The organism is Reticulibacter mediterranei, assembly GCF_016587455.1.
In genome coordinates this window covers 65,723-84,319 of sequence record NZ_BNJK01000003.1, presented here as the reverse complement: position 1 = coordinate 84,319, position 18,597 = coordinate 65,723, and the positions used below count along the sequence as shown (strand labels likewise).

Annotated in this window: 18 protein-coding genes and 2 pseudogenes; 19 read left to right on the top strand and 1 reads right to left on the bottom strand. The window is 53.1% G+C overall.

All coding sequences use genetic code 11. The annotated features are described in order from the left end of the window. Positions 1-177: 177 nt before the first annotated feature. From K3T83_RS53190 to K3T83_RS53120, 15 genes are all read left to right on the top strand, one after another. Complete coding sequence (locus tag K3T83_RS53190; protein WP_220211258.1) at positions 178-624, top strand: hypothetical protein; 447 nt, start codon at positions 178-180, stop codon at positions 622-624. A gap of 150 nt (positions 625-774) precedes the next feature. Further along, positions 775-1,692, top strand: coding sequence for a helix-turn-helix domain-containing protein (locus K3T83_RS53185; protein WP_220211257.1), 918 nt, complete (start codon positions 775-777; stop codon positions 1,690-1,692). After that, a complete protein-coding gene (locus tag K3T83_RS53180) occupies positions 1,689-2,528 on the top strand; it encodes a hypothetical protein (RefSeq protein ID WP_220211256.1) in 840 nt (279 codons plus the stop codon). The genes K3T83_RS53185 and K3T83_RS53180 overlap by 4 nt, the downstream gene beginning before the upstream one ends. Positions 2,529-2,611: 83 nt before the next feature. Continuing rightward, positions 2,612-4,591 (top strand): ATP-dependent DNA helicase, encoded by a 1,980-nt coding sequence (locus K3T83_RS53175; protein WP_220211255.1) that lies wholly within the window; start codon positions 2,612-2,614, stop codon positions 4,589-4,591. Continuing rightward, positions 4,588-5,145 carry a hypothetical protein gene (locus K3T83_RS53170; protein ID WP_220211254.1) on the top strand — a complete coding sequence of 186 codons (558 nt, stop codon included), beginning with the start codon at positions 4,588-4,590 and terminating at the stop codon, positions 5,143-5,145. The genes K3T83_RS53175 and K3T83_RS53170 overlap by 4 nt, the downstream gene beginning before the upstream one ends. An 87-nt stretch (positions 5,146-5,232) precedes the next feature. Beyond that, positions 5,233-5,967 (top strand): hypothetical protein, encoded by a 735-nt coding sequence (locus tag K3T83_RS53165; protein ID WP_220211253.1) that lies wholly within the window; start codon positions 5,233-5,235, stop codon positions 5,965-5,967. Positions 5,968-5,986: 19 nt separating this feature from the next. After that, positions 5,987-6,319, top strand: a complete 333-nt coding sequence (locus tag K3T83_RS53160) for a hypothetical protein (protein ID WP_220211252.1) — start codon at positions 5,987-5,989, stop codon at positions 6,317-6,319. A 329-nt stretch (positions 6,320-6,648) separates the two neighbouring features. Next, positions 6,649-6,954, top strand: coding sequence for a hypothetical protein (locus K3T83_RS53155; RefSeq protein ID WP_220211251.1), 306 nt, complete (start codon positions 6,649-6,651; stop codon positions 6,952-6,954). Positions 6,955-7,066: 112 nt separating this feature from the next. Beyond that, positions 7,067-7,432 carry a hypothetical protein gene (locus K3T83_RS53150; RefSeq protein ID WP_220211250.1) on the top strand — a complete coding sequence of 122 codons (366 nt, stop codon included), beginning with the start codon at positions 7,067-7,069 and terminating at the stop codon, positions 7,430-7,432. Positions 7,433-7,751: 319 nt separating this feature from the next. Next, complete coding sequence (locus tag K3T83_RS53145) at positions 7,752-8,051, top strand: ATP-dependent Clp protease adaptor ClpS (protein ID WP_220211249.1); 300 nt, start codon at positions 7,752-7,754, stop codon at positions 8,049-8,051. A 23-nt stretch (positions 8,052-8,074) separates the two neighbouring features. Continuing rightward, complete coding sequence (locus tag K3T83_RS53140) at positions 8,075-8,908, top strand: hypothetical protein (protein ID WP_220211248.1); 834 nt, start codon at positions 8,075-8,077, stop codon at positions 8,906-8,908. A gap of 59 nt (positions 8,909-8,967) precedes the next feature. Next, positions 8,968-9,336, top strand: a complete 369-nt coding sequence (locus K3T83_RS53135) for a hypothetical protein (protein WP_220211247.1) — start codon at positions 8,968-8,970, stop codon at positions 9,334-9,336. A gap of 30 nt (positions 9,337-9,366) precedes the next feature. After that, positions 9,367-9,921: a hypothetical protein gene (locus tag K3T83_RS53130; protein ID WP_220211246.1), complete on the top strand. Its 555-nt coding sequence runs from the start codon at positions 9,367-9,369 to the stop codon at positions 9,919-9,921. Positions 9,922-10,059: 138 nt separating this feature from the next. Beyond that, a complete protein-coding gene (locus tag K3T83_RS53125) occupies positions 10,060-11,082 on the top strand; it encodes a PD-(D/E)XK nuclease family protein (protein WP_220211245.1) in 1,023 nt (340 codons plus the stop codon). Continuing rightward, a complete protein-coding gene (locus K3T83_RS53120) occupies positions 11,079-11,429 on the top strand; it encodes a hypothetical protein (protein WP_220211244.1) in 351 nt (116 codons plus the stop codon). The genes K3T83_RS53125 and K3T83_RS53120 overlap by 4 nt, the downstream gene beginning before the upstream one ends. Before the next feature lie 349 nt (positions 11,430-11,778). Here K3T83_RS53120 and K3T83_RS58755 read toward each other — a convergent pair. After that, a pseudogene (locus K3T83_RS58755) lies at positions 11,779-12,992 on the bottom strand (IS110 family RNA-guided transposase). A 259-nt stretch (positions 12,993-13,251) separates the two neighbouring features. Between K3T83_RS58755 and K3T83_RS53110 the strand changes: the two are divergent. From K3T83_RS53110 to ltrA, 4 genes and pseudogenes are all read left to right on the top strand, one after another. Further along, entirely contained in the window at positions 13,252-13,926 is a 675-nt protein-coding gene (locus tag K3T83_RS53110) for a PDDEXK family nuclease (protein ID WP_220211243.1), read from the top strand. A gap of 142 nt (positions 13,927-14,068) precedes the next feature. Further along, complete coding sequence (locus K3T83_RS53105; RefSeq protein ID WP_220211242.1) at positions 14,069-14,647, top strand: hypothetical protein; 579 nt, start codon at positions 14,069-14,071, stop codon at positions 14,645-14,647. A 487-nt stretch (positions 14,648-15,134) separates the two neighbouring features. Continuing rightward, positions 15,135-16,187 (top strand): annotated as a pseudogene (locus K3T83_RS53100) (reverse transcriptase/maturase family protein); the annotation flags it as partial. Between the two features lie 591 nt (positions 16,188-16,778). Continuing rightward, a complete protein-coding gene (ltrA, locus tag K3T83_RS53095) occupies positions 16,779-18,581 on the top strand; it encodes a group II intron reverse transcriptase/maturase (protein WP_220211241.1) in 1,803 nt (600 codons plus the stop codon). The last annotated feature ends 16 nt before the right edge of the window (positions 18,582-18,597 follow it).

The window sequence follows — 18,597 nt, the reverse complement described above, 5'->3', positions numbered from 1 at the left end:
TTGTAGCGGCAAATATATGAAAATGCTCTGCGTAGAAAATGTGCAGAGCATTTTTTCGGTTGAAAGAAGGAAGGAGTAGGCGATGGATGAGAGTCGCTTCTCCCGCTTTTTCATATCAGAGAGGTTCCTGATACAGGAACCTTCTTCATTGTGTGTATTGCTTAGAAGGAGGTGACGATGTCGTCCTGGGAAAAGGATCTTGAAGAATTATTGGCAGCGCTTGGTGTCCAACAAGAACAGACAAACGCCTACCAGAAGCCACCTGAGCATGAAGCAGAGTTCTTCTTCACAGAGTCCTCTCAGCAGCATCAAGGAGTGTTTTACCGTGGAGATCTCGTTGGGGCAATCCCCGAATTACGAGTATATGTCCCAGCAAAGGAGACAATGCTCAAGGTTCAGGTCTACCTGGTGCACATCTCTCCAAAGAGCGTTCTGAGCCATCTCTTCGCGCTCTATATGAATTCTGAGGAAGGAAGTGACGCTTTTCATAAGATTGAAGGGTCCACTACGTTTCACTTCCTTCGCGTTATGACGGAAACGATGAAAGGGTTGTTTTGGCAGGGGGACCTGTACACCCTTCGTTTCCCTCCTGAAATCGACGTGCAGCGCCTGACATGTTCCTAAAGTACCTCCAGCAGGCGCATTGCTTAGGGCAGCGCCAGTTGACAGGTGAGCGCAAGATTTTCTACCACTTGCATGCAAAAAACAAAGATCATTGATTGAACCCGCACCTTCCCAAGAAGGAGCGGTATTTTTGTGCACAGGAGTTCTCATATGCAACAGACCATACCTTTTGGCGATTGGCTGCGCCGTACTCGTGGCATACTGCCTCAGCAACCCTTTGCGGCCCAACTGGGCATTGATACGGCAACAGTCAGTCGGCTTGAGCGAGGAGAGAATCATGTCTCGGTCAGGATGGCTGTCCAGATCTGTCTCGGCCTGGATGTTCCCCTCGCCCATTTTTTTGCAGAATGTGTAGGAAGCGCCCTTGGAGGAGCTGTACTGTCAACAGAAGCGTGTGCCGATGCGCTCACGCTCTCAGATGTGCGTGCCTGGATGATGCAGATCATGGCTGGTGATCAGCGAACTCGCGAACTGCTGGTGTCGGCGGTACACCTGATTGTGGAACGGGGAGGGGAAGCGGATCAACTCCGGTTTGTTCTCACCGATATCGAAAAGATGTTGCAGCCGCTTCCCCGGTTGCAAATGTCCATCTCGCCTCCGTTGCGCCAGGAGGCGCTGATAGCTCGCATAGCAGAGATTTCCAGGCAAGGAGGCCTCATTCTTCCTGCTGAGATAGGGGCATATCTTCGAGTCGTACGCGAAAGATTCCCGCTGACGCTCTCCCAGCTCAGTAGGCGCTGTCCGTTTTCGGCCAGCGCGCTCACGACTATCGAGTCCTCCAGCTTTGGCGTGCGCCTCCTTTTAGAAGATCTTTGGCAGTTAGATCATGCCTTGCAGCAGGATGGGGCGCTCCTCTCGCTCGTCTGGGAGGAGATCCGTCGGCGGAAACTGTTGGAACAGGGGTGGGTCGATGATGGGTATACGCAAGAGGGAAAACGAGCGTTGGTGGATCTCTTGATCAGTGTGGGACGTTGGTTGCAGGTGCTTTATCCGAACGATAGGACATGGCTTGCCATGCTGCGTCATGAGATAGGGAATGGCGTTGCTACTGCCATGAGCAGGTCATGAATGCATGTAACACGGCGATCGTGCAGGCGCGGGCATATTGGCGTGCACAGCGGATCGAAAGTAATTTCCTCACCGTTGAGGCACGTCAGACCCCCTTACCCGGTTCAGTATGGTGGGTGGAAGCTCATGCGCGCGATACGCGGTATGATGTCCTGGTCTATCGTCTGGGAAAGGGGCGCTTTCAGATCGTCCCCCATCAGCCCTTCGGCTATACCGTGTATGCCTGCTACAAGGGAGGAGAGACGCCGCTCGCGGTGGTCGAGTACGAAGTACAGGCACGCGAAACCATCATCAAGCTCCAACATACCCTGCTCTATGCACAGACGACCCTCTGCTCAGTGCCGAATCCGTCGGCCGTGTGGGCAGAGGCGACCAGAAACCTTCTTGCCATGAAGCAACAGGGGAAGGAAGCGCGGAGGCTGCAACACGCTGATCGCGAAGAAGGAATCTCCCAACTCTTGCGGAGCCGGATCATAGCGCAGGAGCGTACTTCCGCAGGAGAGCAGAGCAGGCAAGAAGCGTACCCACAAGACATCTTCGCGCTGCTCGAAGCGACCATTCGCGCCAAGCAGCCTCATTCCTCGCTTCATCATCGCGCCGCAACGCAGGCATTCTTGGCTGGTCGGATGCGGCAAGGCGTGTGTCAACCATTCGGGTGGGTCTGGACACATAGCGACTGTCTGCTGCTGATCCCTGGAGATGCCATCAGCCAGCAAACACTGTTCGCCAGTCGGCGTTGGACGCGGAAGCAGTACTACTTCTACTTCGACGGTTGGATATTGCACGAGTGTCTCTCCCATGAGGAACTGAGGGAGGTTCTCGGCTTCGATTACTAATCTTCCGGCGACATTCATGTCGCCTTGGACCAGGGGCAACATGTGCATGCTGCCCCTGGCTCTTTTTTGGGAAGGAATAGCCTATGAGCATCTATGAGCAAGCACCGGCCACAAGCGTGTCATCGCTTGTGGCCGATCTTCTCAAGGGCGGGCGTGAACTGCGCCCTGCGCAAGTGGAGATGGCGCTCCAAGTGGGGCGTGCGATTGCTGAAGGGGTCCATCTCATTGAGGAAGCAGGCACCGGGACGGGAAAAACGATGGGTTATCTCGTCCCCATCCTCCGCTCTGGGAAAACAGCAATTATCAGCACTGGGAACAAAGCATTACAAGACCAAATCTTCTTGAAAGATGTGCCGTTCCTGCAAGCACATCTGATGCCATTTGGAGCGACGCTTGTGAAAGGCGTTGGCAATTATGTGTGTCGGGATCGCCTGTATGAGACAGGCAAAGACCTGCGGGTGTTTGATTGGTATCCCGACTTTGGGCGGCTCGTTGATCTGGTGAATGACGGACACCGCTCGTTCTCCGGTGATTTTGAGTCTCTCGATTTTGTGATCCCAACTGAGCTGCGTCAGCGCATTAATGGTGACCGCGATGCGTGTGCGTGGAGTAAGTGTGACTTTTTTGACCAATGCTATGTGCGCAAGATGCGTGATACCGCCCAATCCGCTCAGGTTGTTATCGTGAACCATACACTCCTCATGCTCGATGCAGCAACCGAGGGGGCAATCCTCCCGCAATGTGATCTACTCGTTATAGATGAAGCGCACCATATAGTGAATGAAGCAACAAACGCATTTACTGCTTCCGTTCGCCCAACGCAACTCGCATCCTTGCTCCAGTTGCATGCCGTCAAGGAGCGGACGCCAGAGACGCTTTACAATGAGATAGGACAATTGGCGGCAGATGTATGGTTACGTGTGGAGCAGATGCCATTTGGCACGGCGTCGAAAGTCCCGTTCCGAGAGCCGATGCCAGAGGCATTGACGCTTGCCAACCGGCTTGTTGATCTGGTGGACGCATTGCGCATGGCGCGGCCAGCAAACCAGACAGAGAAAGAGTCTGCCCTTTACGATAAGCTCCTCAAGCGTGTCCAGAATCTGACGAGTGCGCTTGAACTGGTCTTTGCAGTTCAGACGGAAGGAAAATACGTTCACTACGTGGAACGTCTGCTGACCGGAGAGCAGCGTGTGCCGAAGTTTCAGGTGTGTGCAGCTCCGCTTGATGTTGCGCCCTTTCTCAAAGAAAAGGTGTTTGACCGCTGGCCCACGGTGGTGATGGCCTCCGCGACACTCGCCACCGTGGGCACAGCACATGCGGGCGGCAACTTTGCGTACTTCCGCAAACAGGTGGGGTTGAGCCAGGCCGACTATCCGACCGTCATCGAGCGTATATTGCCATTGACGTTCGATTACAAAACGCATGCCTTGCTGTATATTCCACGCAACCTCCCTGAACCCGTCTACGGAACTGGTCCACACGTGGAGCAGTACACGCAGGCAATCGCGACCGAGATGGAGAAGTTGGTAACGGCTTCTCGTGGGCGAGCCTTTCTGCTCTTCTCTAGTGGCCGGATGCTCGATGAGGTCTACGCGCGCATCGCTCCCACGTTACCTTTCCCAGTGCTCAGTCAACGAGATGAGATGAGTCGGGCAGAATTGATCCGTCGCTTCCGCACCGAACCAGGGTCGGTCTTATTCGGCTTGAAAAGCTTCTGGGAAGGGGTCGATATCGCTGGAGACGCGCTCTCCCTGGTGGTGATCGACAAGTTGCCCTTTACTCCTACGGATGAGCCTATCCACGAGGCACGCATCAATTTGATGAAGGCCAGGAATGAGAACTGGTTTGGCGGCTACGTGTTGCCCCAGGTGATTCTCCAGCTGAAGCAGGGGGTAGGCCGCCTCTTGCGCACCCCACACGATTATGGCGTGATGGCGCTCCTCGATACGCGGCTCGTGAAAAAGGGCTATGGGAGAGAGGTGTTAAATGCGCTCCCGCCAGCTACCCGGGTCACGCAAATCGCAGAGGTTGAGCGCTTCTTTGTGGAAAGGAGCCGGTCGTGAGTGGACCGCCATTTTGTGCCAATCAGTTTACCTCGACTGCCTTCGACAGTCATGAGGAGAAAGCAAAATGGGCGAATGCGATGGCCTCGTGGATACGGCGCGGCTTTCCCAAAAACGGGTGGCGCAAGGGTCTCTATGAGCCGCTGCATACGAATTTGTATGGGCATATTGCGCATTTTGATCTCCATGGCTTTTATGCGGAGTGGTTTGCCGACATCCATCAGCAGCTCCAGTGGTTGCAGTATGCCGCGAAAGGAGGGGCGTTTGGGGGAGGGAGAGGTGATCCTGCCTATACGTGGAGTGATGTTGAGCGAGCATTGAGCGCCTGGATTCGGGGAAGCGGCCTCATTGAACGCTATCAGCAACGTTGTGCCCAGGAGATCGAGGCAAAAGAGCGTGCGTTGCTGTCTCACTTGCAACAGAAATATACAACTGAACAACCTGTAATCACCGCTGCCTCCGCGCCTGAGAAGCCTCCAACCACCAAAAAGGGGAAGAAAGAAGAAGCGGACACGAAGTATGTTCGCTTCTCGCTTTTTGAAGAATGCGTCTGATGACGTATGTGCCAAACACCAGACCTGTCGTGCAACATCACACGACAGGTCTGGTGTTTGCTATGAGGTTCATGAAGGAGGAAAAAGATGCGAACTCTTGAACACGCTGCATTTGCAACGCTTCTCAAGGGGTATTATGCGCTCTCCTTTCAGTTGTCGCAGGGCTATCCGCCGTTGGAATGTGTCTACAATGTGCTCTTCTGCCACTGGGTGCGGCAGGAGTTCCTTTTCCCCAAGCTATCAGGCGAAGACATTGCGCTGATGTTGCCGACACTCAGTCCTCCCAAGCATCACCTACGGGTCAGAGCGGAATCGATTACACACATCAATGGTTACGCTGCTGCCAGCTTTGTTGCCACCTGGAATGCGCTGTTCTGTCCGGAGGCTGGTTCACCCTATCAACAATTGTGCCAGCGCATGGGTGAGCAGATTAGCAATGAACTGCTCACTTTTGATCCAGCCGATGCGCTTCATCTGTTAGAGAACGGAAAAAAGGACGCATTACTTGAGATAGGAATCCAGCACTTGGCGGGAATGGATAGCAAGTTTCTGTTGTTGGGAGGACGCCCACAGGCTCCCGCTGGAAGAGCCTTTAAAAGTTTTGTGCGGGAATATATTCTCTATGGACGAGATTCACAACACGAGTTTTTTCGTGATTTGATGCAATGCTGGCGAGAGAGGTGGCTCCAGAATGACATCAGGAACCAGAAGGCCATTCGCTATCTGGGCATGGCCGCAGCCATCTGGCAAGAGCGCCACACTGGAGAAGCGTTTTATCCACCGCAATGGCCAGAAGAGGTGTCGTACCTCTCTCACGGATAGAAAATCGCAAGGAACCACCATGATGTTTCAAGAACTGACCTCAGTCTGCCCTGGCTGTCGAGGTCTGGTACGCATGCTTATCATCGCGAATGGATTGACGCGACAGGGGACCTGTTCTCATTGCGGCAGATCCTTCCAAGAGAACCTGCTGCCCTCTTTTCCAGCATTGACCCGTTTCTCGGAAGAGGATATGGGGCCGTGTGAGTATGGGCCATCCCGTTGTGGGCATTATGCAAGCTACTGGCTCACCCTTCAAGAAGGGGAAAGATACAGAGTCTGCCTCAATCATTTCAATCGAGCGTTTTCTGAGGCAAAACGTGGCGTCTCTATCCAGTGGTGTCCCTGGCTGTAAAGAATGCCTCATTGTAAAAAGGGGTGGACGTTGTGGATGCATTTCTTGAGCGCTTTCAGATGGTTACATGGGATGAAGCTATCGCTGAAATGCGCCGAGTCTCTCTTATAATCAAGGAGGGGCTCTTGTGTCGTAGAGAAGGACGCTGGAAGTGTTTGAGGCGGTAATGCCCCGAATTGCTGCCCGCTGTAGAACCACCTCTTCTTCTAGGAGAATCAGGTTCGTTTCGGTAGGAGCAACCAAGTGCGTTGCCCTCTCTGTTGTGCCGTATTGTATTCCTGCGTGCAGCCGCTCTCGCCAACGCGCATTTTTGTGAAGGGAGGACTCCAGTGTCAAAGGACGAACAGAGAGACTTCAAGAAGATCTGGGAGGTGTGGACGACAGAACGTGTCGGGGATCTCTGGGTCAATGTCAGCTCAATGAAGCGAGGAGAGCCAGGCTTGTTTTGGGATGTCGATGAATTACAGGAAGACCACATATGGGTCAAAATCGGGGAACGTGTTGGGCAAGGGGCCATCTCCACGTTTCTCTCTGCTCAGAGGGCAGCCTGCTATCAAAGAAGCGGCAATTTTACTGGTAAGTATCATCCCAACGAAGCTATAAGGGTCTCTTATGATCCCAACACAAAAAGATAGCCATGAATGATGGAGACATGATTCTGGTGAAAAAGGTGCCTAAAAGTGACGGAGGATCTTCAGTACTCATGATAATACATACACTGCGTTCGATCACGAAAGGAGGCAAGATATGTATGTTGATTGGCCAGAAGGCACGTTATCCTTTGGATTTCAGCAGGCTGTTCATGCTATCACGGCGGCCATTCTCGCTCGTTTGCGAGCCTCTGGATACCTTCAACACGATACAGAAGGAACACGTTTTCTTGATACATTGCAAGCGTGTATTGAGGGCGAAGCAATGAGGGAAGCAGCAAGCTCTGATACTTACTGTATCTTCATCGAGTGCGATACTTATGAGTCAGGCGAACAGTATTCAACGCTTAACCTCCTTATTGCATTGCGTTCATCTGCATTCCCATTTGGGCAGAAGCTCCCTGCCATTCACGCAGTGCTTTACGGCAACAGCTTCGATGCTGTTCGGTGGGAGTGTCGCTGATGTTCTCTTTTTCTGTTGAGACTCCGCCTCTGTCACTGATTTCCGCTTGTTTGTTAGCCGTTGCATTCTGTGCTGAAGGAGCCTATTCGTAACGGCAATGCCCCTTTCATCTTTCGGTGCCAGTTCAGGCATCAACACATCCTGATCATGATGAGCAGCCTGCTCTCCGCGCGTGTGGGCACGGCTCCGGAGAGAGGAACTGGCCGTATCACACCCTATTCCTCTCTCCTGGCAGAATGGACGCAGAAAACTGGCGGCAGTATTCGCTGTTTGCTGTATCTGCATGCCTCTCACTATATGCATGAAAGGAGATACTTGTATGATCAGATGTTTTCTCGTTGTTCAGCGCGAAGCACACCCACAAACGTGCGTTGGTCCGTTCTATCCACACAGTGTCATTCTGCACCGGGACGAGGTCCATCAGGACCAACTCGATGATGTGGTCAACGCCTTGACCACTGTGGTTGGTGTGCTCTCGCACGAGGAGGCCCGGCGCATCGCAGTGCACGCATTCTCTATTGGTCAGGAGATGGTAATTGCTTGTCCGAAAGAAACCGCAGAGCATTACCAGGAGCGCCTCACTGTGTACGGGTTAACCGTCAGTGTGAAAGTTCGATAGCTATGCTTAAAGGCGAGACGAGTATGAGTACACTGATGCCAACATGCAGCGATGAAGAGGTGGTGGAATGGGCTGTTCACCATTACTTCCAGCCTGCAGAACTGGCCGAGGCGCAACGAATGCTGGAAACAGGAAGTTCGTATGAGGAAGCGGTAGCCTATCTTGCGGAGCGTGGTCACTCCACACTCAGGGATTCGGGCGAAGCACAGCCGCCGCGCATGGTCATTACGATTCCTGGTGGCACGGTTTTCATTCGTCACCCCACACGCCCGTTTCCGCATCGTCCTGTTTGGGAGGGACATGTCAGTGTCCTGGCCCAGCTTGCCTTCTCGCCTCCAGTGATCCAGCCCATCGCGGTTCCCCTGAAAGCTGAGATAGGCTACCAGCGCTTCTCGCTGTTTGATGCAGTGCCAGAGGGAACCGGTGAGCCAAGGAAGAAGCTCGTTGGGAAGAGGCCCAGGAAACTCAGGTATCTTGAGCAGCCGATTCGTATGGGAACGGCAAAGATCTGGAAGACGCGGCCAGGCTATACCGTCAAAGACGGCCATCTCGGCTACGTCATTGAGGCGCTGAAGCAGGATTTCTACGAGGTCAGCTTGGTGCATCTCACCAGTAACCACGTTATGGCTCAAGTGTACCTGACGGTTCTCGATGAGACGACCCATACACGAATTCGCGGTTGGGTCGCAGATGTACTTCCGCTCACCGACTGGTCTCGGGGGATCGCCGCCATTCTCAAAGAAAAGACAGGCGAGCAGAAAAGGCAGGCCTGGGCAAGACAACTTGAGGAGTTGTGGAAGAGGCACCGTGTCAGACCATACCAATTCTCTCTGTTTGTGCTGGGAGAACAACGCTAATTGCTTGTGCCTTCGTAGGGCTACTTCATAGCCCTACCTTTGTATGGAGAGGACAGGATGTGAGTGAGACGCTTGAGGAGCGAGACGGATGGCTCTACATTAAATCTTCATCCGCAAGGTTGACCGAACCCAAACAGATTGCGAACTGGTGGCCGCTTCAGGTGCGCTTCGCCGACTTCGCCCAGCGCTTTGCAAGCCTTGATGAGGCTCGCAAGCGCATAGGGCGACCTATGGTGTACCTGGGGAGTGGCCTGTATCGCGATGAAGAGGGCCTGCGCTATCGCCTAGTGAACAATGGGCAAACAAAGCCGCAGTTCACTGACATCACAGATATCCCTGAACCCACGCAGCGCGGGCGCAAACTCCCTGTGGAGTGGAGAAATGGCTGCTGGTACAAGCAGACCAGTCGGGGATGGAAAAGAGCATGAACTGATAAGCCGGCAGAGAAAGGATGAAAAATGCCAGGCGAGGAAAGAACCCTGTGGAATCCCGATGCGAGAAAAAGAGAGCGACCGAGGCGCGAGGTTACTTGGAAAACGGCTCTGGCTCATGGGGATATCCAGGTGATCTACGAGGAAGACGATCTGACAGCGCCCAACCCTTGTTACCCTTATCCCGATCCTCGGCTCATGCATCCTCAGCGCTACTATCTGGGGATGTGGAATGAGGGCGTTTTTGAACCCATGCAGCAGCTTTGGTATGACTTCGACGTGCGCCGCTTTCTCGCAGGGTTTGAACGCTTGGAAGAGGAGAGCGACAATATCAATCCCCTGTGTGGATTGTTTCGCAAGCAAGCTATCGACCAAAGACCACTGTTTCAGCGGGGCTATGCCGCAGCATTTTTAGCGTACGAACGCTATATCCAGCAAATGGATGGCTGTACAACAGAAGAGTGGTCGCGAGGCAACCGTGCGGGGACCACTGACAAATGGTTCCATGATGGATATGTGAATACAGGGCAGAAATATCCTTCCTGTATGGAGCGGATCGAACGGATTCAGTGGGTGTTCTAAGCAGGTATTCCCTCATAATGCCGGGAACCCTCTCGGCTTTTTTCATGTGTGAAAGCGCTTTGTATTCAGGCGACTCACTGCTCGAAAGGAAGGTGATGACATCTGCTCTATCTGCTCGATGATGCAACAGCAGCCATTTTGAAAGAGCGTCCCCTGAGTATCTCCCAACTCCGCACGTTCGACCGTTGCCCGAAAGCATATGAGCTGCAATACCTCGCTGATCCGAGAACGCCTCTCCTCGATATGGGGGCCAGCGTTTGGTTTGGCAAGATGATTCAGAGCATCATCCAGCGGGCGTATCACGATGTCCCGCTGCTGAAAGGGCATCTCCAGGTGTGGCAACAAGCATGCCGTCCGATCTTCGAGGATCTCCAGGACTGGTTTTCCCTCGATGTCGAGTGCCGCACGTCCGGGGCAGCGAACAGCAAGGCGCGAAAAGACTGGGAGCAGGCACATCCCGCATACAGCGTCCTGAGCGCGCGGATCGACGCCTATCAGCGGGAGTATCTGTCCGATTGGACCTGGTCAGCAAAATACCCGCTGACGGCCTATTATCGCTGGTCCACCACTTTTGCCAGGAGTACTCCCATGTCCCAGGTGGTGTTGCCTCATGCAACCCTGGTGGAGGGACTTCCCGTGTGCTGGCCAGACGGTGAGGTGATCCACCGCTTTGATGGTGACGATGGCGTGCAGGAACACTATCGACTCCTGCATGGCGTCATCGGTGGTGCTCATGTAGTAGGCGTCCCCGATCAGTTCGGGGTGAACCCCAGTGGCGAGGCGTGGATCTCCGATAACAAGGTGACTGCGTCTCACCTGTCATCGGAAGAACTGGGCTATGATAATCAACTTGCAGGATATTACCTGCTTCTGCGGCAAAACGGCTGGATTGGCGAGGGGCAACCAACGCGCGTCGGTCACTGTTACCTCAAAGAGAAAGAACCGCCTCGACATGCATGGTCGGACATCTCCTGCTATGAGCAGATTGTTCTGCCGCAACTGCACGACCACTTCGCGAGGTTGAAGGCTGCCATTGCGAGCGGCTCGTTTCCCCGCGTGCTTGGTCTCCAGCCCGCAGCCTTCTCGTCCTGCAAGTTCTGCGGAGTGCGCCGTGCCTGTCTTCCTCCACACAGGCATGGTGAACGAGCGACCGGGCAATGAGCAAGATGGACTACTACCGAGCGGCACTCGATACATTTTGGAGTGCTGTGGAACAGGAGAAGGTGGCTCTTTCAACGGCATCTGCCTTTGTGAGGCTGAGTGAAGGGGGCTATTGGGACATCACTGATGTTGCCACCTTCAATCTGAATCCGGCGGTGTATGACGCGGGGAAGCTCGTGCCTCATGGCATCTGCCTGCCGCTTGTTCTGCCCCTCTCCGAAGAGGTATTGGTCGCCAGCCTTGAAGAGCACCGTCCTCTCATCGAGGCGAAAGAGAAGGACGAAGCGTTTTGGAACGAGTTTTATTGGTGGGAAGAAGCCAGCTGGATGGCTGATACTGGCGAATAAGGGTCATCCGAACGCGCCGTGCTTGCTGCTTTCTCCGCCCCCCGTAGCTGTTTCACCATCACAACCCGAGCGAAGGCCCAGACACATAGTCGTCTGGGCCTTTTCCTGCTGCAAAGAAAGACTTTCTATGTCAACCCTTGAGACAACGAATTTCTCGGAGAGGAGAACAAATAAGATGAATGGAGGCTCGAATGGCTTCAAATGAGCGTAAGGGAGTATATCATGCCACGTTGCGGTGTCAAGGAAAACAAAGTGGCTTGACACCGCAACGTGGCATGATCAGAAGCAACCAAGCTCGATTGAAGGCAAAAACACAGGCAGTTTTGCCCCGAAAGTCTCCAGCCCGATCTCAGGCGGCTTTGAGCGCGTGGAGCTGGCGGCCCTCTTCAAAGGTCGCCGACACATAGGGGGTGTGCGACTGGAGCATGGCAAACAGGATGCGTGCCCAAATATTGGAGAGGGTACGCACAGCAACACTGTGACTTTTGCCCTCTGCGCGTTTGCGCTCGTAGTAGGCTCTCGCCCAACTCTCTTGTTGCGTGCTTTGCCAGGCGAACTGATGCAGCGCATTGCGCAAGGGTTTGATGCACCCCAATCGTCGGTGAGGCTTAGAGTAGTTTCCGCTAGCAAACAAGACTGGAGAAGTGCCTCCGAGCGCTTGCAGGCTCGCTGCACTCGCGTAGCGATGGGGGTCATCGCCAATTTCGGCCAACAAGCGAGGAGCCAGGCGTTTGCCTGCTCCTGGCAAACTGCTGAAGACCTCATTGTCTTCGTGACTCAAAAAAGGCGTTCGATCTCCTCATCATACGCTGCGATCTGCTCGATCAAAGGCAGCAGTTGCGCAACCAGGGCCAGCAACAAGCGCGATTTGGTACGCGTCGTCACCGAAGCTGCGTACAGATGCGGTTGATGCAATGTTTCAAATATCTTGGCGGCGGTGGCTTCTGCTCTGGTATGTCCAGCCTCTTTAAGCGTTCGTGCGATTTGTTCTCGCGAGGCTCCCATTGCCTTCTGAGGCGTGGGATAGGTTTGCAGGAACAGCAAGGTCGATTTTTGCTGAAGTTTGGCAAACAGGTGCAACGCGACGGGATAGTAGTCTTTGAGACAGGCTGTGAGCTGGTTCACCAGCCGCGTTTGCATCTGGATCAAGCTGCCCTGATCGCGGGTCAAGGCTTTCAGTTCAGCAATCTTCTCACTATCGGGAGTGAGTCGATGCAGGTCCGCAAAATCGGCCCGTCCTGTTTTGGCGAGCAGATAGGCATCGATAGCATCTGTCTTGGCTCCAGATGCGGCTCGCTTCCGATCAACGGTGCGCGGGTTCACCGGATAGACTGCCCAGCCATGCTCCAGCAAAAAGGCGATGAGCAAGCCATGAGTCGTCTCGATGATGCATGCCACCTGCTCCTGGTTCTGCTCACCAACGAGTCCTCTCAGCCATGCATCCAATTTGGCAAGTCCTTCTGGGGTATGGGTGACTCGCAGCGAACCCAACTTATGACCGACCTCATCGAGGACCAGCGCATCATGTTTCTGATCGGCCCAATCGATCCCAGCGTAAAACATGGAAGATCTCCTTCTGTCTCCACATCGTTCCTGAGCGGCTGTGCCCTTTTACTGAGGCGCTCGAAGCGCGACTTTCTCATCATCAGTTGCTCTCAGGAACATCGCTGGGGAAGCGCGAGCTTTCTTAATTGGTCGAGCCGTGTGGAGTGTCTGGCCTTTCGCCTTCCATGTTCAACGTTCACAAGAGCAAGTGTACCGCTTGCTCCAGCCCTTTGTCGAATGGGCTTGATTTGATATTACCGTAAAAGGAGTGTCGTTTATGCTGCTTCTTGCTGCAAAGCCAACCATCTATGGTCCGTACACCTTCAGAAGCCAGCTGGAGGCTCGCTGGGCCTATTTCTTTGATCTATTGGGTATTCGTTACCGCTACGAGCCGAAGCTGTTTTGCTTGCGATCAGATCTCTGGTATCTGCCAGATTTCTGGTTGCCTGATCATCGCTGCTTTGTGGAAATCAAGGGGGAACAGCCAGAGCAGCGTGAGAAGATGCGGTTGCTTGCACGAAAGGTGCGTGTCAACGTGTACACCTTCTTTGGCGATGTTGGTGTCCCCGATGTGGCCTGTCGTCGTGGAGCTTATGTCGATTATGGGGACGACCACTACTTTGTGCTGGACAAGACTCCTGATCCGGTGCGTATCCGCTATCCACTTGTGCGCCCTGGTCAGCTTTCCAAGCAAGCGTGTGCGCATCTGCTAAATGCGTATGGACGTTGGGGAAAGGATTACGGGTGGTGTGAGTGCCAGCGCTGCGGTATGGTGGTGATCGCAACCTCCAATCCTACTCTTCGCTGGCAGTGCGCGTGCCCTGAGCCGCTCTCTGCCCCTCATACGCTGCGTTCGCCACGCCTGTTGGCGGCATATCGCGCGGCCAATGCGTATCACTTCGCTCCATCCGCATCGCAGCCTGTGCCAGCCGCGTGCTTGCATGCCTCATAGGCATGCTTCATGCCGTACGAGACGAGTACCTGCCCATCTGATCCAGCTGGAAAAAAAGAAAAACAGGGGTGTTTTGCCTATGGCGAGCAGATAAGGAATTTCTCTCCATGATTGTAATGAATGTTCTACCTACTGAGCCACAATGATTCTCATTCCTCCTCAGACAGAGGCCATCAGGCTCTATTGTGGCAGCGCGGAGGATGATTGGAATAGCCTTCCCGTGGAGGTTGGCCCCTTTGCTTGTGTATCACCAGTCTATGGAAAAACCCTGGCGACGAAAAGCACGAACTATGTGCGCCTCTCCCAAAGGACTAATGCCATCATCCAAGATTCTGGGGCTTTCTGCGATGGTCCTGGTCAACGCCTCCCCTTCGCTGCAGCGCTTCGGCGCCAAATCGAGCATGCGGTGCGATTTGGCTATGCAGACCGTGTCACGCACCGGGCAAGCTACGACTTGTTGATAGATGAGAAGTGGGATGGTCTGGGAAGGCGGCACAAGAGCCGATGGTCGGAAGCAGATGCGTGGGAGGCGTGTATCACCACGATCCAGGCTGCCAAATATCTGAGTGCGCATCGCGAGAACCTGCACTGCATTTTTTCGGCACAGGGAGTCTCTGCCTCGCAGTATCTTGCATGCGTGCAAGGGGTCCTCCCCTACCTCCAGGACGGGGACATGCTCGGCCTCGGTGGGTTCTGCAGTGCGCTGTATCACGCGCTTTAGTATCCCTGGCGAAGCCAGGAGGAACTCGAAAGGACGTTCTTGGGTCAATGGCTCACCTGGAGTCGAAAGACAAAGGGAACAACAGCATGCCACTGAAAGCGGAAAGAACCAGAAGACGCTTATGGAAACGTACCGCAAGACCCGCGCAATATGGTGAGAGCTAGACTGCTCGAATTCTAATTCCCAATCGGTGAATGCCGCCACCCACCGCTACAGCGTCTAAGAGCGGTGTCGCCACATGGAGTGGACCAATGCAAAGATACTCCAACTTTCGTGAGGCGAGATGATGGATAGTGAATCCATTGAAGGGGATGAGTGGAGCACCTACGTTGCGCTAATACGTACTAAAGCGACGGAATACAGGATTGTCTAAGGGTCGCGAGACCTACGATAACGGAGTTCCCATAGTAGTCAGCGGTAGGGAAAGCCTACTACACGGCGAAGGGGAACAGGTGATTCGATAGTGAAAATCAGGGAGGTGCGCGAGATGCGCTTAGCCGAAACTGTACTCAGTATCATTCAAGAACGTGGCAAACAAGGGTTGCCTCTGGAAGACATTTATCGACAACTCTACAACCCGGGACTGTACCTGATGGCTTATGGACGACTTTATGCCAATAAAGGAGCCACGACCCCAGGTGCTACATCGGAAACTGTGGACGGGATGTCGATGGCAAAAATCGAGAAACTCATAGACGACCTTCGCCATGAACGCTATCGATGGACGCCCGTGCGACGAACCTACATTGCCAAAAAGAGCGGGAAACTTCGACCTCTAGGATTACCAACCTGGAGCGACAAACTTTTGCAGGAAGTAATACGGCTCATCCTTGAGGCATATTACGAACCGCAATTTAGTCCCCGCTCTCACGGTTTTCGACCACAACGAGGCTGTCACACAGCCTTAATCAACATCACCGATCACTGGGTTGGGACAAAGTGGTTTATCGAAGGCGACATTTCAAAATACTTCGACGCCATCGACCATGAGGTGTTAGTAAGCATTTTAGGTGAAAAGCTGAAAGATAACCGATTCCTGAGACTCATATCGAATCTTCTCCAGGCAGGATACCTTGAAGATTGGAAGTATCACCGAACCTTGAGCGGAAGCCCACAGGGCGGGGTGGTCTCACCAATACTCAGTAATATCTATCTGGACAAGTTTGATAAATATGTCGAACAAGTGCTCATTCCAGAATATACACGAGGAACCAAGAGACGTCACAATCTGCAATACGAAGTATTGAGGTCAAAGGCGGTGTACTGGAAAAAGAAAGGAAAACGAAAAGAGGCACAAAAGCTCTGGACACAAGTTCAGCGCATGCCCTCAAGAGATCCTTTCGATCCAAATTACCGACGACTCAGATATGTACGCTATGCAGACGATACGCTCTTCGGGTTCATCGGGTCAAAGGCGGAGGCAGAGGAAATCAAGGGAAAGATACGAGGCTGGCTGAAGGAAAACCTAAAGCTAGAGCTTTCTATCGAGAAAACTTTGATTACGAACGCAACCACAGAAGCGGCTCGATTCCTCGGCTATGGTGCGACTCGTTTGATCGAAACTGGCCCACAAGCCAGAGGATGATCAGGTAGGAAAGATTCCTACACAACTTTTTGTTTGATGAGAGGCGAAATTCCTCTCTCCCTCAGTGGCAGGGAAAATGCATCGGCCCTCCTGTAGCGACTGGACCTCAATCAGGAAAGCGGGCTGAAACGGGGTTAAGGAGGAAGTCCGCTCCCCCGACACCACTAGCAGGCTGTCATGGTGAGAAGCTCATCTAACCAGAGGAGTAAATCGAATACACGTCAGAACCGTCCTGAAGGAAATCAAGCCTACGCGGAATACCAGGCTTGCCCAAAATGGGAAAGATGAACAGGATCAACTTTTCGTAGCGGGTTGATCGCCACTCGGCAAGTAATCGGGCGGATAGTGTACACCTACCACAGCGCAAAACAAACAAAAGGAACGAGGTAATCATCAGGAGTAGTCTCGTAGGGGTCGATACTACGAGCAGGCATCCAAGCCGCATCTCTCCCGATGACAGGATTGCTTAAAAAGCGAAAGCTCAAGGTAATGCTTGAGATAGGCTGACGTAAGCACGATTCTTACGAAGGAAAAGGAACAAGTAGTATGGCAGATAGGAAAGCACCACAGAGAGAGCTACCAGCCGACCCTGCGAGTGAGACTTGGAACCACCTTCCCTGGCGAAAGTTAGAGAAGCACACGTTCCGCCTGCAAAAGCGCATTTTCCGAGCCAGTCAGCGTGGCAATACCAGAGCAGTTCACAAACTCCAAAAATTGTTGATGAAATCCGAAGCGGCGAGACTAATCGCTGTCAGACGAGTAACGCAAGACAACCGGGGCAAGAAGACAGCCGGAGTAGATGGGATCAAATCGGTCTCACCGAAACAACGGCTTGTCATGGCACAACGGATACACCCGAAACAGTGGGTGAAAACCTCATCCAAACCGGTCCGCAGGATCTACATCCCAAAGCCTGGAAAGGATGAGAAGCGCCCATTAGGGATTCCGACCATATTCGAGCGGGGCAGACAAGCCCTCGCCAAGCTGGCAATGGAACCACAATGGGAGGCACGCTTTGAAGCACACAGCTATGGGTTCCGTCCAGGCCGCTCTTGTCATGACGCGATTCAGGCTATCTTTGATGCAATTAAGCACAAGGCGAAATACATCCTCGACGCCGATATCGCCGGTTGTTTTGACCACATTTCTCATCCAGCCCTCCTCCAGAAGCTCGACACGTACCCGACAATGAAACAGGCAATCAAAGGCTGGCTCAAAGCCGGAGTGCTCACAGAAGGAAGATACACCTCAACCGAACAGGGAACCCCCCAGGGTGGCGTGATTTCACCATTACTGATGAATATCGCACTGCATGGGATGGAAACGGCTCTCCTTCAAGCCTACAAAGTGAAAGAGCGACCGCAAGTTGTGAGATACGCGGACGATTTTGCCATTTTTCATCCCACTGAAGAAGGAGTGAAGAAGGCACAAACGGTGGTAGAAAGCTGGCTGAGAGAAATCGGATTAGAACTGAAACCAAGTAAAACCCGCATAAGTCATACACTGACTCCCTACCAAGGGAACATCGGAATGGATTTCCTGGGTTTCACCATACGCCAATCCCCTGTCGGGAAAAACCGAACAGGAACCAATGGGCATGGACAACCACTTGGTTTCAAAACGCTCATCACTCCAAGTAAAGAAGCCATCCAGGGACAGATCAGAAAGTTAGGAGCCATCTGTAAAAAGTGTCAAGGTGTCTCTCAAGAGAGGCTCATCCGGCAATTAAACCCGGTTATCCGGGGATGGAGCAACTACTACCGCGCGGTTGTCTCGAAAATGGTTTTTAGCCATTGCGATCATGCTGTGTATGAAATGACACGTGCATGGGCAAGGCGTCGGCATCCCTACAAAAACGGATTTTGGATTAAAGATCGCTACTGGAAAACGGATGAAACACACAAGTGGATATTCCGCGATCAAGAGGGGCCTCGTTTGAGAAATCACAGCGATACTGTCATCCGAAGACACGTGAAGGTCAAAGGGAACGCCAGCCCATACGATGGCAACTTTTGGTATTGGAGCCAGCGACTCAAACAACACCCGATGCTGTATGGCAAACTTGCCAGACTCTTACAAAAACAGCAAGGAAAGTGTCGCTGGTGTGAACTGACTTTCCGACATGGAGACCGTGTGGAAATCGACCATATTACCCCAAAAAGTGAGGGAGGAGGCGATGAATTGAGTAACCTCATGGCAATCCATCGGCACTGTCACGATCAACGGCATGCAAGAAAAGCCCAGATTGGTATCCATGACAAGGACGCAAGAATTGAGGAGCCGGATGAAGGGATAACTTTCACGTCCGGTTCTGAAGGCGGGCAAGAAGGAGTGATTCATCTTGCCTAGCCACCAAATCGTAACC